Annotated in this window: 13 protein-coding genes and 8 tRNA genes; 15 read left to right on the forward strand and 6 right to left on the reverse strand. The window is 44.2% G+C overall.

Features of this window, described 5'->3' with window-relative positions; all coding sequences use genetic code 11:
- Window positions 1-6: 6 nt before the first annotated feature.
- On the forward strand, window positions 7-909 hold the full coding sequence (locus tag V7R42_RS15735) for a histone deacetylase family protein (RefSeq protein ID WP_334021182.1): 903 nt from the start codon (window positions 7-9) through the stop codon (window positions 907-909).
- Window positions 910-995: 86 nt separating this feature from the next.
- Here the strand turns inward: V7R42_RS15735 and V7R42_RS15740 are convergent, their stop codons facing one another.
- The 6 genes from V7R42_RS15740 to folD all read right to left on the reverse strand — a co-directional run bounded on the left by V7R42_RS15740 (window position 996) and on the right by folD (window position 7312).
- Window positions 996-2003, reverse strand: a complete 1008-nt coding sequence (locus V7R42_RS15740) for a phospholipase A (protein WP_334021183.1) — start codon at window positions 2001-2003, stop codon at window positions 996-998.
- Between the two features lie 29 nt (window positions 2004-2032).
- Window positions 2033-2881, reverse strand: coding sequence for an MBL fold metallo-hydrolase (locus V7R42_RS15745; RefSeq protein WP_334021184.1), 849 nt, complete (start codon window positions 2879-2881; stop codon window positions 2033-2035).
- 36 nt (window positions 2882-2917) lie between these two features.
- Window positions 2918-4636 carry a proline--tRNA ligase gene (locus V7R42_RS15750; protein WP_334021185.1) on the reverse strand — a complete coding sequence of 573 codons (1719 nt, stop codon included), beginning with the start codon at window positions 4634-4636 and terminating at the stop codon, window positions 2918-2920.
- A gap of 182 nt (window positions 4637-4818) precedes the next feature.
- Window positions 4819-5538 (reverse strand): tRNA (N6-threonylcarbamoyladenosine(37)-N6)-methyltransferase TrmO, encoded by a 720-nt coding sequence (gene tsaA / locus V7R42_RS15755; RefSeq protein ID WP_334021186.1) that lies wholly within the window; start codon window positions 5536-5538, stop codon window positions 4819-4821.
- A gap of 235 nt (window positions 5539-5773) precedes the next feature.
- A complete protein-coding gene (locus V7R42_RS15760) occupies window positions 5774-6352 on the reverse strand; it encodes a DUF1415 domain-containing protein (RefSeq protein ID WP_334021187.1) in 579 nt (192 codons plus the stop codon).
- Between the two features lie 105 nt (window positions 6353-6457).
- Entirely contained in the window at window positions 6458-7312 is an 855-nt protein-coding gene (folD, locus tag V7R42_RS15765; protein WP_334021188.1) for a bifunctional methylenetetrahydrofolate dehydrogenase/methenyltetrahydrofolate cyclohydrolase FolD, read from the reverse strand.
- A 524-nt stretch (window positions 7313-7836) separates the two neighbouring features.
- Between folD and V7R42_RS15770 the strand changes: the two genes are divergently transcribed.
- The 14 genes from V7R42_RS15770 to V7R42_RS15835 all read left to right on the forward strand — a co-directional run bounded on the left by V7R42_RS15770 (window position 7837) and on the right by V7R42_RS15835 (window position 18071).
- Window positions 7837-7913 (forward strand) — tRNA-Pro (locus tag V7R42_RS15770).
- Window positions 7914-7937: 24 nt separating this feature from the next.
- Window positions 7938-8014: transfer RNA gene (locus V7R42_RS15775), tRNA-Arg, on the forward strand.
- 88 nt (window positions 8015-8102) lie between these two features.
- A tRNA-His gene (locus V7R42_RS15780) sits at window positions 8103-8178 on the forward strand.
- Between the two features lie 7 nt (window positions 8179-8185).
- A tRNA-Leu gene (locus V7R42_RS15785) sits at window positions 8186-8270 on the forward strand.
- 42 nt (window positions 8271-8312) lie between these two features.
- Window positions 8313-8389, forward strand: a tRNA-Pro gene (locus V7R42_RS15790).
- 169 nt (window positions 8390-8558) lie between these two features.
- Window positions 8559-8634: transfer RNA gene (locus tag V7R42_RS15795), tRNA-His, on the forward strand.
- A gap of 6 nt (window positions 8635-8640) precedes the next feature.
- Window positions 8641-8725, forward strand: a tRNA-Leu gene (locus V7R42_RS15800).
- A 42-nt stretch (window positions 8726-8767) separates the two neighbouring features.
- Window positions 8768-8844 (forward strand) — tRNA-Pro (locus V7R42_RS15805).
- A 350-nt stretch (window positions 8845-9194) separates the two neighbouring features.
- Window positions 9195-10499, forward strand: a complete 1305-nt coding sequence (gene tig / locus V7R42_RS15810) for a trigger factor (protein ID WP_014950148.1) — start codon at window positions 9195-9197, stop codon at window positions 10497-10499.
- 98 nt (window positions 10500-10597) lie between these two features.
- Window positions 10598-11227, forward strand: a complete 630-nt coding sequence (gene clpP, locus V7R42_RS15815; RefSeq protein ID WP_321824667.1) for an ATP-dependent Clp endopeptidase proteolytic subunit ClpP — start codon at window positions 10598-10600, stop codon at window positions 11225-11227.
- 75 nt (window positions 11228-11302) lie between these two features.
- The gene (clpX, locus tag V7R42_RS15820) at window positions 11303-12577 is read left to right on the forward strand and encodes an ATP-dependent protease ATP-binding subunit ClpX (RefSeq protein WP_014950146.1); all 1275 of its coding nucleotides are present in this window, start codon (window positions 11303-11305) and stop codon (window positions 12575-12577) included.
- 341 nt (window positions 12578-12918) lie between these two features.
- Window positions 12919-15270 carry an endopeptidase La gene (gene lon, locus V7R42_RS15825; RefSeq protein WP_334021189.1) on the forward strand — a complete coding sequence of 784 codons (2352 nt, stop codon included), beginning with the start codon at window positions 12919-12921 and terminating at the stop codon, window positions 15268-15270.
- Between the two features lie 322 nt (window positions 15271-15592).
- Window positions 15593-15865, forward strand: a complete 273-nt coding sequence (gene hupB, locus V7R42_RS15830; protein WP_012518978.1) for a nucleoid-associated protein HU-beta — start codon at window positions 15593-15595, stop codon at window positions 15863-15865.
- Between the two features lie 313 nt (window positions 15866-16178).
- A complete protein-coding gene (locus tag V7R42_RS15835) occupies window positions 16179-18071 on the forward strand; it encodes a SurA N-terminal domain-containing protein (protein WP_334021190.1) in 1893 nt (630 codons plus the stop codon).
- Window positions 18072-18094 lie beyond the last annotated feature (23 nt).

Consider the following 18094-nt stretch of genomic DNA (forward strand, 5'->3'; position numbering starts at 1 on the left):
ACAATAATGACAACACCACTCGTATTTCACCCTATTTATAGCCAGCTAGATCTTCCTGAGCGACACCGGTTCCCCATAGAAAAATATGTAGGTATTCGCGATGAATTATTAAATCGTGGCGTGGAAACATCGCGTTTTGTCACTCCATCGCCTGTTAATTTGTCTTTACTCGCTACTTATTACGACTCGGACTATGTCGATGCGCTCACTACCGGCGCACTAGATAAAAAAGCCATGCGCCGCATAGGTTTTCCATGGTCGCAGCAGCTGATTGAACGTACCCGTACTGCCGTGGCGGGTACCTGTTTAACGGCCAATCTTGCTCTAGAGCATGGAAAAGCTTTGAATTTAACCGGAGGTTATCATCACGCGTTTGTGGATTTTGGGTCAGGCTTTTGTCTGTTCAATGATTTGTATTTAGCGGCAAAAACTATGCAGCAAACTCCCTCTATTGAGAATGTGCTTATTGTTGATTTAGATGTGCATCAAGGCGATGGTACAGCCAAACTTGCTGAAAATGACCGCGATGTTTTTACTTTATCTATTCATGGCGAAAAGAACTTTCCTCATCGAAAGCAGCGTTCCGACATTGACATAGGACTTGATAAGGGCACTGAAGATGACGAGTATTTAACCACGCTTGAACAAGCGCTAACCATGGTAATGAGACAGTTTCAGCCTGATGCTATCATCTATGATGCAGGCGTTGATGTACATGTGAACGACGATTTAGGCCATTTGCATATATCCACCCAAGGTGTTTATGAAAGGGACAAGACAGTATTTGCTTTGGCTGATCGTTTAGGTGTTCCAATTGCGGCGGTCATTGGTGGAGGATATCAAAGAGATATTGCTGCGCTGGTAGATGTACATATTCAGCTTTATCGCGCGGCTGGCGTGATTGGTTAACCATGAGTGGTGTATAGTAAGAAAAATGCACGCCACACAAAAGTTGCTTGGCGTGCCCACTCTGTGTCTAAGTGATTATTGATTTTTTACAAAAAGTGCAGCTGAAAACCAATACCAATACGTTCTTGTGACCGATTGTAGTCGATAAGTGAATCGCCATAGCCGTTAAAGTACTGCAAAAGTACCTCATAGCGGTCAGAAATAGGATAGGTTAAGTCAAGCTGTATGCTGCCTCGGTTTTCGTCGAAATCAAGGTTGTTTCTCAACAGCGCCAATACCTTGAATGCACCAATTTTCCTGCCATAGCCAAACTCCATTCTACCGTAGTAATCTTGTATATCGGGGTTGTCATCACCGGTCGGATCAAGTGGGTCTGCTTTTTCATCTTCAGGGATGCGGTACCAGGTCTTTAAGTAGTAAATATCATCGTTATCGCTAAAGACAATTGATGCAAAAAGACGGTTCCAGCTTCGAGAGCGAAGCCCGCTCTGACCGTTAGACATATGATTGAAACCGACTTGGAAGGTATTAAATTTGTAGCCAAGTACGGAATAATCCGCAGTTTCCTGCCAAAAAACCTCCGGTTCGTAATTCGTTTCTCGGAAAGGTTTAGAAGCTTCGCTGTTATACAGCTGCCAGAACGATGTTAACGTAAAGCCAAAGTATAAACCGTCGAAACCTGTCTCTTCTAAGTATAGCGGTAGTTTAGCGCTAACCTGAAACTTGGCTTCTTTGTTATCTACATTCTCTTCTGTTAGTTCTTCATTGCCGAACGTATTAGGGTTGGAAACATAAGTGACAGGAAGCAAGTAGTTTTGTCTATGCTGGGTGATAGCAAAAACATTGTCTAGTGCTTCTTTATCACCTTCTAATCGGTCATCTAGTGCACTTTCCGTGATGGTGTCACGTTTGATGATATCGATAACTTCGATACCGCTTTCATCCTGTGATGCTTGATTTTCTTCATTGCCTACAGTGCGCTCTTGTTCACTGTTATCAATAGGTGGCGCTTGTTCGCTTACCGCTTTTTGAGCACAAACAGGCGTACATGCAGCAAGTGCTGCCATAAATACAAAAGGCTTTAACACAGACACCTTTAATTCTCCGTAATATGGGGTTGTTGTTATGCTTTACTGAAGTCCAGTGTTTGGCCTTCTGAAGATGCAAATACTTGTAAATTAGACTCTGCCACTGTGACGTATACATTACAATGGTTTAAGACATCATCTATATCGTCATCGGTGCGTTCTGGATCATGACTATATAGCGCTAATTTTTTTGCATCACATGCCATTGCTAGTTTTACAGCTTCTTCCGCGATAGAGTGGCCCCACCCGTTTTTAGCTGGCATGTCAGACAACATATATTGTGCATCATGTATGAGAAGATCGGCATTTCGAGCAAATTTTGCGAAATCGATAAAATCGGTTTCTTTTTTGTAAGGAGGGTAAAGCTCATTATCTGTTATGTAAGCCAGCTTTGCGTTATCGGCTTCAATGCAATAAGCGCTGCCACAGCCGGGATGATTCATGGCTAGGCGAGTTATGATTGCGCTACCCACTGAAAACCGGTTTGTGGCTTTGGGTATATCGACAAGGGATATGTTAGCTTTCAGCGCGCTTCTGGGTACTGGAAATAACGAACCTTCCATTTGCTTTAAAATTTGATCGGGTTCATCAAGGTAGGTTTGACCTGGATATATGTTGATCTCGCGAGAAGCCTGATAGATAGGCGCAAAAAAAGGAAACCCTTGGATATGGTCCCAATGATTATGACTTAACAATAGATGAATGGGTGTATCTTTTTGAACAAGGCGCTCGCCAAGTGAGCGGATCCCTGTACCGGAATCTAGAATGATATCGGTACCATCCTCAAGCTCAATATGAACGCATGCGGTATTGCCACCATAGCGGACGTAAGCTGCTCCCGGGGTAGGGATTGACCCTCTTACGCCATAAAATGTTAACCGCATACGCCCTCATCTTTATCTAATAAGCGAGCTCCGATGTTAGAGTGCGGCGACAAAATCCTTTGCTGCGCTAAGATCTAACAACTGTTTCTCACCAGTACGTCTATTTTTATACTCAACCTGTTGATTATCTAGATTTCTTTCACCAATAACAATGCTGTGAGGTATGCCAATTAATTCCATATCATTAAACATAACACCTGGACGTTCTTTTCTGTCATCAAATAACACTTCTACGCCAAGCGCAATAAGCGCTTCGTAAAGGGCTTCTGCTGCTTCTTTAATTCGATGAGATTTATGCATATTCATCGGTATCAGTGCAATTTTAAACGGTGCAATAGGGTCTGGCCACTTAATACCAAATTTATCATGGTTTTGCTCGATAGCTGCCGCAACAATGCGAGACACGCCTATACCGTAACAACCCATAGTAAGGGTTTGGTGTTTACCTGACTCACTTAGTACGCCGCAATTCATGGCCTCTGAATACTTGCTGCCAAGCTGGAAGATATGACCCACTTCAATGCCGCGTTTAATATCTAGCGTGCCTTTCCCGTCAGGAGATGCATCGCCCGCTACAACGTTGCGAATATCAATGCTTGCGATATCTCCAGACCAGTTTACGTTGATGTTCATTTTACCGCCTACGCCAGCGCCTGTAGTAAAGTCCGCGAGTGCCGCTGCACTAGCATCGACGTAAGCTGGAATGGGAAGGTTAGTTGCATCTGCAAAATAGGGCACTACACCAAGCAATTCCTTAGCTTTGTCGAATGACGCTTCAACCAATGGTGCTGCCACTGCTTGGATTTTCTCTGCTTTAACATCGTTAAGTTCGTGATCAGCACGAAGTACCAGCGCGACCCAATTGTCTTCTTGTACTTCTTCGCCTTTCTCATTAGTTGCGTTTGCAGCTTTTACCACAACAATTTTCACGGCATTGGTAGTTTCAGTATCAATACTCTTGAGAATCTTTTCGAAATCTTTGCCTTTGGCATCTTTAGTTTCAACGGCCGCACCCGAAGCAACTGCCTTCTCGGGCGCCACAGCTTCAGCCATTTCAACGTTTGCCGCGTAGTCACTTTCGCTTGAGAAAGCGATATCGTCCTCGCCTGATGCGGCAAGTACGTGGAATTCGTGAGAATGGTTACCACCAATTGAACCTGAATCTGCAATGACTGCTCTAAAGTCTAAGCCCATGCGCGAAAAAATGGCACAGTAGGCATCGTACATTTTCTGGTAAGTCTCTTCTAAACAGCTGTCTTCTAAGTGGAAGCTGTACGCATCTTTCATAGTAAATTCGCGACCGCGCATAATTCCAAAGCGTGGGCGTACCTCGTCTCTGAACTTAGTCTGAATTTGGTATAAATTAAGTGGAAGCTGCTTGTAGCTACTAATTTCATTGCGCACAAGGGCAGTAATCACTTCTTCGTGCGTTGGGCCTAGTACAAAGTCACGTTGATGGCGGTCTTTAATACGAAGTAGTTCTGGACCGTACTCATCCCAACGTCCAGACTCTTCCCACAGGTCAGCGGGCTGGACCACGGGCATAAGCACTTCAATCGCGCCTGCTTTGTTCATTTCTTCTCGAACAATATTGGCTACTTTATTAAGTACACGAAGACCAGACGGCAACCACGTGTATAGACCCGAGGCAAGCTTTCTGATCATACCAGCTCTTAGCATTAGCTGGTGGCTGATAACCTCTGCATCAGCAGGTGTTTCTTTCTGCGTGGCAAGCAAATATTGACTAGTGCGCATGTAAAGCAGGTATCCTGTTATAAATGTATTTATGACGGTTAGTGTGATGGTCTTTCGCAAAAGGCAATTCGCAAAACAAAATATAGCGAAATGCTTGAACCGAGATAGGGTGTCACACGTTTGAGCGTATTCTAATTAACTGCGAGCTATTTCGCCACAGACTGTTACCACTAATAATGCAATTATCTTAAATGAACTAGCTCCGTGATCGTAACAATCGCATCTTTTATTTCAAAACCCACATCAATGTCGTATAGCGTCACGCGGTAGGTTTTGTCGTCATTATCAAGCTGTTGTTTATAGGCGGGGCGAGGATCTTGAGATAGTACCGCGGTCACCAAGGCCGAGAAATCACGGTGCATTTTCTCAATGTCGGCAAGCATCGGCCGGATTTTATCAGCGAATAAAACGTCGCGATTAGGAATGGGGCAAATATCGTCTAGGTTATCGCTGGCGCTTGGCACACTATCAGCGTATGCGATATAGGGTTTGATATCGACAAGTGGTGTACCGTCGACGAGATCTACCCCTTCCACCGCTAACTGTGTCAGTCCGTTACGGCTAACCACGCCCTTGTTTTTCACCACAGACATGCCAATCCCGTTAGGTCTGTGGGTACTACGACTTGCCAAAACACCCATAGTGGCATTGCCACCTAGACGAGGAGCTTTTACCGTATTTTTCCAACCGCGTTCTATGTTCTGGTGAAAGATAAAAAGCAGCCATAGGTGACTGTAATTTTCTATTCCTTTAAGCATATTGATATCGTTAAAGCCATCTTCAAAGGTGATCACACCTGGGGCGTTAGCTAGGTTGGGCTGTCTTGGAATAGCAAATTTTTGTTTGAAAGGCGTAGCGACGGTCGCAATAGCCTCAAGAGAAAATAAATTGTGAGTATTCACGTTTTAGCCTTAATGAAGTCAAAAATGTGTCACGTTGTCATATTAGTCACACAATGTGCAGGTAAAGTGACCTTTCAAGTGAAAGCTTGAGTTTAATAAGCATACTGCTTGTTATAAGCGCTGCTTACTAAAGTTCCCTGGAGCGATCCAATACTTTGGGCCTGCTCTCATCACGTGGATTTTCTCCTTTTAGTGTAAGTTTTTTAATTGGCTTAGAAAGGAACCTTCACGTGTGTTAGCGAGCGGGCCTATCTTTTTTTAGCGCATCTAACACACCCTTAAAATAAGGGCAACCAAGTTCTTGTGCTTTTTCAATGTTACGACTAAATATCTTTTCAGCATCTTCTTCTTTTTTCATGTAGCGTGTGATATCCGCTTCACGAATTAGATGTAAAAGCGGGTAGGGCGAACGATTGGTATAGTTTTCAGCGTCGTTTACGTTGCTACCGTCGAACACATAATCAGGGTGGAAACTCGCTAGTTGGTAAGTACCGCTGTATCCCCAGTCATGCAGCATATTATCGCTAATAGCCAGCACATCGAGATATTCGTTAAAATCAGCAATGGTTGAGTGCGTTAGTGCGATCAGTGTTGTAGCTGTTTTGTCGTTCTCTTCTAAATGCCGTAACTCATCGTATAGCGACCGAACGACATTTCCTGCATCGCCTGAAATTACCACACACCGAATTTGGTTTGGCGTTCGTACATAACGCGCGAAGGGGCAAAAGTTGTGTTTTATCACAATATCATCGACCCACTTAAGCGTTGCATCAATTACATGCTCTTCGCACAACGGAAATGTTGGTTCTGTCATAAAAGGTGTTGGTTAATTTAAATCTGTGTTCAAAACGAAAGGAGTATAAAGCGAAAAGGCAGAAAATGAATTTCTGCCTTAACATTTTGGTTGAACCCTTGTGCCTTAAGAATGATATTTCACGTACGCTTCCAGCGTATTTTCTATCAAGCTGGCTACTGTCATGGGGCCAACGCCGCCTGGCACAGGGGTTATCCAGCCTGCTCGCTCTTTCGCTTTTTCGAAATCAACATCGCCAACCAGTGAACCATCGTTAAGGCGATTAATGCCCACATCAATAACAATCGCCCCCTCTTTTACCCAGTCGCCCGGAATAAAGTTAGGTTTACCTACTGCGACTACCAGTAGGTCTGCACGCTGAACGTGACTTTTTAAATCTTGAGTAAACTTATGACAGGTAGTCACGGTGCAGCCTGCTAACAGTAATTCCAAGCTCATCGGGCGACCGACGATATTCGACGCACCTACAATGACCGCGTCTAAACCTTTTACTGGGCGCTTCGTAGACTCAATCATGGTCATAATACCTTTGGGCGTGCAGGGACGCAGCGCAGGAATGCGCTGTGCAAGGCGGCCAATATTATATGGATGGAATCCGTCTACATCCTTATGCGGGTGAATACGCTCTAGCACTTTTTCTGCATTCAATCCCGCAGGCAAAGGAAGCTGCACCAGAATACCGTCTATCTCTTTGTCGTTGTTTAGCTCGTCCACTAAATTTAGCAAAGTTTCTTCTGTGGTATCAGAAGGAAGATCGAAAGAGCGTGAGACGAACCCCACTTCCTCACATGCTTTTCGTTTATTGGAAACATAAACTTGAGACGCAGCATCACTGCCGACAAGGACAACGGCAAGACCTGGCTGTCTTTTACCTGCTTGTGTAAGCGATTCAACGTAGGAGGATACGTGCTGGCGAACTTGTTTGGCAATTAATTTGCCGTCAATAAGATGGGCGGTCATGGTTTTTTACGATTCTTATATGGTTAAGTGGTCAACAAGTGCCCTATATTGTTTCATAAAACAGCACTAATACTCTAGTAGTTATTACCTCGCTGTTATTCGCCGCATTTGCTTGCGAATGAGCAATCTTCCGTGGGACGCAATATAATGACATTAGCACTTTGCATTGACAGCTTAGGTACAAAAACTTGGGCTTGGTTAGCAGAAAAGCGCAACACGTTTACCCGTATGCTCTAAATAATATAGTCTAAGCCACCGAACAACGCCTTTGCCTTTCACTTGTTCGTTATCGGGCAATTGTCTATAAAAAAGAATTCCTGATGTTTACTCTAAACAAAGGGAATTATGAACAACAAAAGCCTGGGATATGTCTTTTTACTGTATAAAAAAACGTGAGAATGGATGCTTTGTGAGCGGTTGTCGATTTAAATTAAAAAAGTGTTTGACGAGGTGGGGGGATGTCAGTAATATTCGCACCCCGTAACGGCACAGACGGCGAAATGCCTGATGGTCGCTACATCAGTCGGTGAGTGGCGCAGCTTGGTAGCGCACTTGTTTTGGGTACAAGGGGTCGCAGGTTCAAATCCTGTCTCACCGACCATTTTTTGCAGCGAAGATTCGCCAAGCGCCCGTAGCTCAGCTGGATAGAGCAACGGCCTTCTAAGCCGTGGGTCGCAGGTTCGAATCCTGCCGGGCGCGCCATGCGAGTCAGGTAGGCCCTGATAGCAAGGCTGAATTTTTAAAGTTACACTGCTAAAATAAAGCAGGTAAGTTGCAAACACACCCTATGGTGGGCGTAGCTCAGTTGGTAGAGCCCCGGATTGTGATTCCGGTTGTCGTGGGTTCAAGTCCCATCGTCCACCCCACTTTTTTGCGGAAGTGGTGGAATTGGTAGACACGCTGGATTTAGGTTCCAGTGCTTCACGGCGTGAGAGTTCAAGTCTCTCCTTCCGCACCATATTTTCAAGCTTTATCAAAAGCTTAGCGTAAGCATTCCTGTCGGTGAGTGGCGCAGCTTGGTAGCGCACTTGTTTTGGGTACAAGGGGTCGCAGGTTCAAATCCTGTCTCACCGACCATTTATGCTTTTTCGATTCTATAGAGAACTTAAATCAACACGAGATAAGCGCTCGAGTGTTTTAGGTATGAGTCGAAACTGACTATCAAGCAATTAAGTAATATCCTGACAGCTTGATTGACGTTTATGTGTTTCTCGATTCACGCATAAGCATAAACAGGATTACTATGGTGGGCGTAGCTCAGTTGGTAGAGCCCCGGATTGTGATTCCGGTTGTCGTGGGTTCAAGTCCCATCGTCCACCCCACTTTTTGCGGAAGTGGTGGAATTGGTAGACACGCTGGATTTAGGTTCCAGTGCTTCACGGCGTGAGAGTTCAAGTCTCTCCTTCCGCACCATATTTGAAGTTTATTCAGCGCTTCTCAATAAGATATCTCTGTCGGTGAGTGGCGCAGCTTGGTAGCGCACTTGTTTTGGGTACAAGGGGTCGCAGGTTCAAATCCTGTCTCACCGACCACTATCTTTCTTCTCTCAATCTATCCTTTGTTCAGCGAATTCGCCCAAACTCCCTATTTATTGTTTATTTGCGCCATAAGTTTCGTCATTTGGTTAAAATGCGTTCAAATGGTTGTTACAAACTTATGTTTGCCTCTCGACTCTTGTGGTATGCGGCTGTATACTACCGCGTCTTTTTTTAACCAGTACGTTTGTTTCGGGTTGGGTTTTTTTGCACAATATTGTGTCCTGACTCTGATTTTATAAACGTCGAATAATGACCTCTACCCCGGAGTGATATGCAACTACTGCATGACGGGAGAGGGGATTGAGAACAAAACGCCTGTAAAGGCGTATAGTTGAGGTAACATAATGCAAGTTTCAGTCGAGACGACCCAGGGTTTAGAACGCCGTCTTACTATCACCGTTCCAGCTGACACGGTTGATTCAGCAGTTAAGTCACGTCTACAGCAATTGGCGAAAACACAACGCATCAATGGCTTCCGTCCAGGTAAAGTTCCTGTAAACGTAATCAAAAAGCGTTTCGGCCAAGCTGTTCGCCAAGAAGTTGCTGGCGATGTTATGCAGCAAAACTTCTACCAAGCAGTGATCCAAGAAAAAATCCAGCCTGCCGGTATGCCGAAGTTTGAACTGACTAAAGACGAAGATGGTCAGGATCTAGAATTCACAGCATCTTTCGAAGTTTACCCAGAAGTAGAAGTGAAAGGTGTTAGCGATATCGAAATCGAAAAGCCAGTAGTAGAAATTACTGACGAAGATCTAGATAACATGATGGAAACACTTCAGAAGCAGCACGCAACTTGGAAAGAAGTTAAGCGTAAAGCGAAGAAAGACGACAAAGTTATCATCGACTTCGTTGGTTCTATCGACGGTGAAGAGTTTGAAGGTGGTAAAGCAGAAGACTTCGCTCTTGAGCTAGGTAAAGATCGCATGATCCCTGGTTTCGAAAAGCCACTTGTTGGCGCGAAAGCGGGTGAAGAAGTGACTATCGAAGTAACTTTCCCTGAAGACTACCACGCAGAAAACCTAAAAGGTAAAGATGCAGTTTTCCAAACTACCGTTAAGAAAGTAGAAGGCCTAAACCTTCCAAAAGTTGACGAAGAGTTTGCTAAACTATTCGGTGTTGAAGAAGGCGGTGTTGACGCGCTTAAAGCAGAAGTTCGCAAGAACATGCAGCGTGAACTAAACCAAACGCTAAAAGCGCAAGTTAAAGAAGACGTTATTGCTAAGCTAGTTGAAGCTAACGAGATTGATATTCCTCAAGCGCTTATCGATCAAGAAGTAAACGCGCTTCGCGAGCAAGCTAAACAACGTTTCAGCCAACAAGGCGGTGGTCAGAACCTTCCAGACCTACCTGCTGAATTGTTTACTGACAACGCTAAACGTCGCGTATCTATTGGTCTTCTTCTAGGTGAAGTGATCAAGCAGAACGAACTTAAAGCAGACGAAGCTAAAGTTAACGAGATGATCGAAACGGCTGCTTCAGCGTATGAAGATCCGCAAGAAGTTGTTGATTACTACAACAACAACCAAGAGCTTATGCAACAAATGCAGAACGTTGCACTAGAAGAACAAGCTATTGAGTGGGTTCTTGAGCAAGCAAAAGTTACCGAAGTAACTAAAGCTTTTGACGAGGTTATGAACAAACAGGCGTAATTTTTTACTGTCTGATTGACATTACTTGTCAGCAACTGCTTAAATGCTCGGAGCCTTCCGAGCATTTTTGTTTTTAACGCTAGATAATCAAGGTAGCTATGACTAATACCCCGTTTGACCCAATGAATGCACTTGTTCCTATGGTTGTTGAGCAAACCTCTAAAGGTGAGCGCTCATACGACATTTATTCTCGCCTATTGAAAGAAAACGTCATTTTCTTAGTAGGACAAGTTGAAGATCACATGGCCAACCTCATCGTTGCTCAAATGTTGTTCTTAGAAGCTGAAAACCCAGAGAAAGATATTTTCTTATACATTAACTCACCAGGCGGTTCGGTAACTGCTGGCATGGCAATTTACGATACGATGAAGTTTATCAAGCCAGACGTGAGTACAGTATGTATGGGCCAAGCTGCAAGCATGGGCGCATTTCTACTCTCTGCAGGAGCTAAAGGTAAGCGTTATTGTCTACCTAATTCGCGTGTAATGATTCACCAACCGCTTGGTGGTTTCCAAGGTCAGGCATCTGATTTTGAAATACATGCGAAGGAAATCCTGTCTATTAAAGAAAAGTTGAATCGCCTAATGGCAGACCATACCGGTCAAGACTATGAAAAAGTCGCGCGAGACACAGACCGAGATAACTTCTTGAGTGCATCCGAGGCGAAAGAATACGGCCTTGTTGATCAAGTTTTAGCAAATCGATCTGACGTAGCCGCAACTAAGTAGTATAGTTATAGATGACCCGAGCCAGTGCACAGCACGTTTTTGGTTTTCGGCTCGGGTAAGGCAGAGGCAAAAGTAATGAGTGATAAGCAAAGCGGTGACGGTGATAACAAGCTACTGTACTGTTCGTTTTGTGGCAAAAGCCAACACGAAGTAAGAAAGTTAATAGCAGGCCCGTCGGTATTCATTTGCGACGAGTGTGTTGAGTTATGTAACGATATCATTCGCGAAGAAATTAAGGAAATCGCGCCTAAGCAAAAGCAGGACGCTTTACCTAAACCAAGTGAAATTCATGCTCACCTAGACGATTACGTTATCGGGCAAGAACATGCAAAGAAGGTATTATCAGTAGCGGTTTATAACCACTACAAGCGTTTGCGTAACGGTGATGTGCACGAAGGCGTAGAGCTTGGCAAAAGTAATATTTTGTTAATAGGCCCCACGGGGAGTGGTAAAACACTGCTAGCTGAAACCCTAGCGCGTTTACTCGACGTTCCATTTACCATGGCTGACGCAACCACGCTAACGGAAGCCGGCTATGTAGGTGAAGATGTTGAAAACATCATCCAAAAGCTACTTCAAAAGTGTGATTACGACGTTGAGAAAGCACAACGCGGTATCGTTTATATAGACGAAATCGACAAGATTTCTCGTAAGTCAGATAACCCTTCAATTACTCGTGATGTATCGGGTGAAGGCGTTCAGCAGGCACTGCTTAAATTGATTGAAGGCACGGTCGCGTCAGTTCCTCCGCAAGGTGGACGCAAGCATCCTCAGCAAGAGTTCCTGCAGGTTGACACGTCTAAAATACTGTTCATTTGTGGTGGTGCGTTTGCGGGTCTCGATAAAGTTATCGAGCAACGTGCACAGAAAGACACAGGAATAGGCTTTGGTGCTACGGTTAAGTCGAAAGACAACAGTAAGCAAATTAGCGAGTTATTCAAGCAAGTTGAGCCTGAAGATTTAGTGAAATATGGTTTGATACCAGAATTCATTGGTCGTCTACCGGTTGTGACAAGCCTTGAAGAGTTGAATGAAGAAGCGCTAATTCAAATTTTACGCGAGCCCAAGAATGCAATCACCAAACAGTATGGTGCATTATTTTCGATGGAAGACGTAGAGCTTGAGTTCCGCGACGATGCACTTAACGCTATTGCTAAAAAGGCAATGGATCGTAAAACCGGTGCTCGTGGTCTCCGTTCAATCGTTGAGGCGGTTCTGCTTGATACCATGTACGACCTCCCTTCAATGGAAGACGTAAGTAAAGTTGTAATCGATGAGACGGTAATTCGCGGTGAATCAAAACCTATCTTGATTTACGACAGCAACGAAAAGAAAGCCGCCTCTGAATAGATGTTGGTTTTCTGAAAAAAGGCCCTAAAGGGCCTTTTTTTGTTTTTCACAGTCAAAGTTTCAGACTTCGTTGTCTAATCTGAGCTACGTTCAACCAAAGGGTATACCTTGAAAGTGGGTGATATTTGAGCGGTTAAAACAAATCTCGCTATCCTTTCTACTAGATTTTTGAGTTTAGTATTGCCATTCGAGGTAAAATCGATAATGGTTATACTGAGGTCAACAGGCCCTGGAGCAGGGAAGGTAAGGTTAAGGAATTAACACACTTTAATAAGTTTAGATTGAACTTTGCTCTTGCATCCCCATATAAAAATGACATTTCAAACTAATTGAGAACAAGTATGACAGTTGAGCGTGAAAATCGCATTGAAATTCCTGTGCTTGCCTTGCGGGACGTGGTTGTTTACCCGCATATGGTCATACCCCTATTTGTTGGGCGTGAGAAATCAATTCGTTGCCTTGAAGCGGCAATGGATAATGACAAACAAATTTTCCTTGTAGCACAAAAAGACGCAGGTTTAGACGAGCCTGCAGCAGATGACATTTATACCGTCGGTACCATTGCTACTATTCTACAACTTCTAAAGCTGCCCGATGGTACGGTGAAAGTACTAGTAGAAGGAAGTGTACGTGGCGAAATCGAAAGTTATAAACAGTCAGAGCCGTTCTTCGTTGCAAACGTAGATAAGTTAACCGACGAAGATATTGATGAGAACGAGCAGGAAGTGCTTATTCGCTCTGCGGTTTCCCAATTTGAAGGTTACGTAAAGCTCAACAAGAAAATTCCACCAGAAGTACTGACTTCACTTAATGGCATTGAAGATGCGGCGCGCTTAGCGGATACCATGGCTGCGCACATGCCTCTTAAGCTTACTGAAAAGCAAAAAGTGTTAGAGATGCATGGCGTAAATGAACGTCTTGAGTACCTTATGGCACTGATGGAAGGCGAGATTGATTTGCTGCAGGTCGAAAAGAAAATTCGTACTCGCGTTAAAAAGCAAATGGAAAAAAGCCAGCGTGAATACTATTTGAATGAGCAAATGAAAGCCATCCAGAAAGAACTGGGTGAGCTTGACGACACGCCCGATGAATTTGAAGCGCTGTCTAAAAAGATAACCGACGCTAAGATGCCTAAAGAAGCGGAAGATAAAGCGAAAGCTGAACTTCAAAAGCTTAAGATGATGTCACCAATGTCTGCAGAGGCAACAGTACTTCGAAGCTACATCGAATGGCTCACAAATGTGCCTTGGAACAAGCGCTCGCCTGTAAAAAAAGACCTTTCTCGTGCAGAAGGTGTGCTAAATGAAGATCATTACGGTCTTGAGAAGGTGAAAGAGCGCATTCTTGAGTATTTGGCGGTACAACAGCGTGTTAAGAAGCTCAAAGGACCGATTTTGTGTCTTGTAGGTCCTCCTGGTGTAGGTAAAACCTCGTTAGGCCAATCAATCGCTAAGGCTACGGGACGCAAATATGTGCGTATGGCGTTAGGTGGCGTACGTGACGAAGCTGAAATCCGCGGTCACCGTCGCACATACATTGGCTCGTTGCCAGGGAAGCTAGTGCAAAAAATGGCGAAAGTGGGGGTTAAAAACCCGCTTTTTCTACTCGATGAAATCGACAAGATGTCATCAGATATGCGAGGAGACCCTGCGTCAGCGCTTCTTGAAGTATTAGACCCAGAGCAAAACAACAGCTTTAGTGATCACTATCTGGAAGTGGACTATGACTTGTCAGACGTTATGTTTGTCGCCACCTCTAACAGCATGAATATTCCAGGCCCATTACTTGACCGTATGGAAGTAATTCGTCTATCTGGTTACACAGAAGATGAAAAGCTCAATATCGCTAAAAATCATTTAATTGGTAAGCAAATGGAGCGCAATGGCCTGAAAGCGAAAGAGTTGGAAATCACCGATTCTGCCGTTATCGGGATGATTCGATACTATACCCGTGAAGCTGGGGTACGAAGCTTAGAGCGCGAAGTGTCTAAGGTGTGCCGTAAAGCGGTTAAAGATATTCTACTCAAAAAGAGTAAAGACAAAGTAGTCGTAACACAGGATAACCTTAAAGATTATCTTGGTGTTCAACGCTTTGATTATGGTAAAGCCGACAAAGATAATCAGATAGGTCAAGTTACAGGACTCGCTTGGACACAGGTGGGTGGAGACTTACTGACCATAGAAACTACGTCTGTCCCTGGTAAGGGCAAAATGACGTCTACCGGTTCTCTAGGTGATGTCATGCAAGAGTCGATTAAGGCAGCCATGACAGTGGTAAGAAGTCGCGCAGAGAAGCTTCGTATTAATGACGACTTCTATGAAAAACGCGATATTCACGTGCACGTTCCTGAAGGCGCGACGCCGAAAGACGGACCTAGCGCGGGTATAGCAATGTGTACTGCGCTTGTCTCTTCACTAACCGGTAACCCTGTGAAGTGTGATGTAGCTATGACGGGCGAGATTACTCTTCGTGGTGAGGTATTGGCTATTGGGGGACTGAAAGAAAAATTACTGGCGGCACATCGTGGTGGCATTAAAACTGTCGTTATCCCGAAAGACAATGAGCGTGACTTAGAAGAAATTCCAGACAATGTTAAGAAAGATTTATCGATCCATCCGGTTAAGTGGGTTGATGAAGTTCTTGATATTGCACTGCAGGAACCGGTAGAAAATTTCGAGGTGGTTAAAAAATAACTTAATCAACAGGCTACAATCCTTTGTTTTTAAAGGCATGTAGCCCTTTATTTGCTATAAATCTGCAATAATTGAACAAAAAATGTGCATTGGGCGAAAGAAAAGCTTATTTTTTTAAAATTAGGGCTTTCAAGTCGCAAAAGTTGTGTTACCTTTAAGTGGTATTCGCTTGAAGCCTTGCCACAAAAGGGATTGCAGCGATTCATTAATAAAGTTAATTATTTGTGACTGAAGCTTGATGTTAATGATCAAGCTTGCTATAACGTTCAAGCAAAATCGTTTTGGACAAACAGTATAATAACAATCGAAGGGGATCATAATTGTGAACAAGTCTCAACTTATCGACCAAATCGCTGCTGGTGCAGACATTTCTAAAGCAGCTGCTGGCCGCGCTCTTGACGCATTCACTGACTCAGTAACTGCGGCGTTAAAAGACGGCGACCAAGTTGCACTAGTAGGCTTTGGTACTTTCTCAGTTCGCGAACGCTCAGCTCGTAGTGGCCGCAACCCACAAACTGGTGAGACTATTCAGATTTCAGCAGCGAAAGTTCCATCTTTCAAAGCTGGTAAAGCACTGAAAGACGCTTGTAACTAAGCAACAAAATTATAGAAAAAGGCGATGGCTAGTCCATCGCCTTTTTTATTTCTAAAACAAAGAATTCAATATTGGGGTCAGAGTAACGACTCTGACCCCAATATTTTAAGAGTAGAAATAACCCTTTGAGGCTTGAAGAGTTTTACACATGTCCTCGCAATGCAAGAACTTAACGAAAGACAGTACAAATTGTGTGTTTTGGTCGTTTATATTCAGCGGCATTGGGTTATAATCAGCGCTTATTTTACCTCGCACTCACGGGTTTGTGATGGTTCGAGGTAACGGTAGTAAGCAACGGAGTTGAAGAACAATCATGCTAGAAAGAATCAGAGAAGGTTCTCAAGGCCCTTGGGCGATGGCGATTATTGCGCTTATCGTTTTGAGTTTCGTATTCGCAGGTGTAGGTAGCTACCTAACATCATCAGGTTCTACTGCAGTAGCGACTGTTAACGGCGAAGAAATTTCGGCACAAGAACTAGAGCGTGCATACCAAAATCAGCGTGCACAAATGGAGTCACAATATGGTGAAAGCATCGCACAGCTTTTCTCTAGTGAACAATACCTCGCAGATTTCAGAAAAAATGTACTAGATAGACTTATTGCTGAAAAACTCATTCAGCAACAAGCGGCAGACATGGGATTACGCGTAAGTGACGAACAAATTCGCGAGACTATAGTGCAAATGCCTGAGTTTCAGTTTGGCGGTAAATTCGATAATGATCGCTTCCAAGCTATTCTTCGCCAAAACGGCTTCCAAGCAGCTGATTTTCGCGATTATCTCCGTGTCCAAATGACACAAAATCAGTTGGCCGCAGCATTAACTAATTCTTCATTCGCATTAGATGGGGAAGTACAGCAGGCGAACGCGCTTCAGCGTCAAACTCGCGATGCAAAATACGTATTAGTTAGCTCAGATGAGTTCGCTGATTCAATTGAAGTGACAGACGCTGACGTGGAAGCGTTCTATAACAACAATATCGCATCGTTTGACACTGATGAGCAGGTCAAGCTTGCTTACGTGAAATTAAGTGTTGATGACTTAAAAGACCGCGTTTCGGTTGATGAAGAAGCGGTGCGCACTTACTATGAAAATAACGTGGCTAGCTACGGTAAAGAAGAAGAGCGCCGTGTGTCTCATATTCTTATCGAAGCCGGTGATGACGTCGATGCTGCGAAAGCAAAAGCAGAATCATTGAAGGCTGAATTAGATAATGGCGCAGACTTTGCCGCCCTTGCTGAAGCAAATTCTGATGACACGTTTTCTGCTGAGAACGGCGGTGATCTAGACTTTATCACGCCAGAAATGATGGACCCCGCGTTCGACGACGCCGCCTTTGCTTTAGAAAATATTGGTGATGTGTCTGATGTGGTAGAAACCGACTTCGGCTTTCACATCATTAAGTTAACAGATCTAAAAGAAGCGCAAGTGAAGTCATTCGAAGAAGTAGCTGGTGAAATTCGCGATACGCTTCTTTATGACGCGGCTATGGAAAAGTTCTTTGAGCTGCAAAATACGCTAGCTGAAATAGCGTTCGAAGTACCTGACACACTGGAAGATGCAGCAAATGCGGTTGATTTACCTGTCCAAGAGTCTGTGTTATTTAGTCGCAACACAGCACCTGCTGAGCTAAGCTTCCCGGGTCTTTTAGACGTTGCTTTCTCTTCTGAGCTGGTTGATGAAGGACTTAATAGCGATATCATAGAGCTTGATGATGAAACGGTTGTTGTTGCGCGCGTTGTTGAGCATCAGCCTCAGCGTACTCAATCTCTTGAAGAAGTACGCGAAGGCATCGAAGCCTCTGTTAAGGCTGAAAAATCAAAAGAAGCTGCAGAAGCTTGGGCGTTTGATATCGCACAAAAAGTGCGTGCTGGAGAAAGCGTTGAAAGTGAGCTAGCTGAAAAGTCTGTGTCTTGGGAAATGGCAGCTGCTGTTCCGAGAGCGGGCGGTACGCTAGCACGCGCACTGGTCGATACGCTTTTCTCTCTTGCTCTGGAAGGCGACGATAAGGTAGATGTTGCGACAACGGTAAGCGGTAATGTAGCTGTAGTTATGCTTGAAAACGTTAACCCAGCACCAGAGCTTGAAAGTGATTTGAGTGAAAGCCTGAAACAGCGCCTTGCTCAGGTACAAAGCCAGCGCCTGTATCAGCAGTATGTTGATGCGCTTCGCGCAAACGCTGAAGTGACCACCTCACAACCACTATAAGTGCCACCGCGCTACAGCAGCTG

It is taken from the genome of Alteromonas sp. S015, assembly GCF_036864485.1.
GTDB lineage: Bacteria > Pseudomonadota > Gammaproteobacteria > Enterobacterales > Alteromonadaceae > Alteromonas.

What these genes read in the sequence shown, in the direction of transcription:
- V7R42_RS15735 (WP_334021182.1), top strand. Translation starts at nt 7, where the DNA reads ATGACAACACCACTCGTATTTCACCCTATTTATAGCCAGCTAGATCTT.
- V7R42_RS15745 (WP_334021184.1), bottom strand. Translation starts at nt 2,881, where the DNA reads ATGCGGTTAACATTTTATGGCGTAAGAGGGTCAATCCCTACCCCGGGA.
- V7R42_RS15750 (WP_334021185.1), bottom strand. Translation starts at nt 4,636, where the DNA reads ATGCGCACTAGTCAATATTTGCTTGCCACGCAGAAAGAAACACCTGCT.
- V7R42_RS15760 (WP_334021187.1), bottom strand. Translation starts at nt 6,352, where the DNA reads ATGACAGAACCAACATTTCCGTTGTGCGAAGAGCATGTAATTGATGCA.
- folD (WP_334021188.1), bottom strand. Translation starts at nt 7,312, where the DNA reads ATGACCGCCCATCTTATTGACGGCAAATTAATTGCCAAACAAGTTCGC.
- tig (WP_014950148.1), top strand. Translation starts at nt 9,195, where the DNA reads ATGCAAGTTTCAGTCGAGACGACCCAGGGTTTAGAACGCCGTCTTACT.
- clpP (WP_321824667.1), top strand. Translation starts at nt 10,598, where the DNA reads ATGACTAATACCCCGTTTGACCCAATGAATGCACTTGTTCCTATGGTT.
- clpX (WP_014950146.1), top strand. Translation starts at nt 11,303, where the DNA reads ATGAGTGATAAGCAAAGCGGTGACGGTGATAACAAGCTACTGTACTGT.
- lon (WP_334021189.1), top strand. Translation starts at nt 12,919, where the DNA reads ATGACAGTTGAGCGTGAAAATCGCATTGAAATTCCTGTGCTTGCCTTG.
- V7R42_RS15835 (WP_334021190.1), top strand. Translation starts at nt 16,179, where the DNA reads ATGCTAGAAAGAATCAGAGAAGGTTCTCAAGGCCCTTGGGCGATGGCG.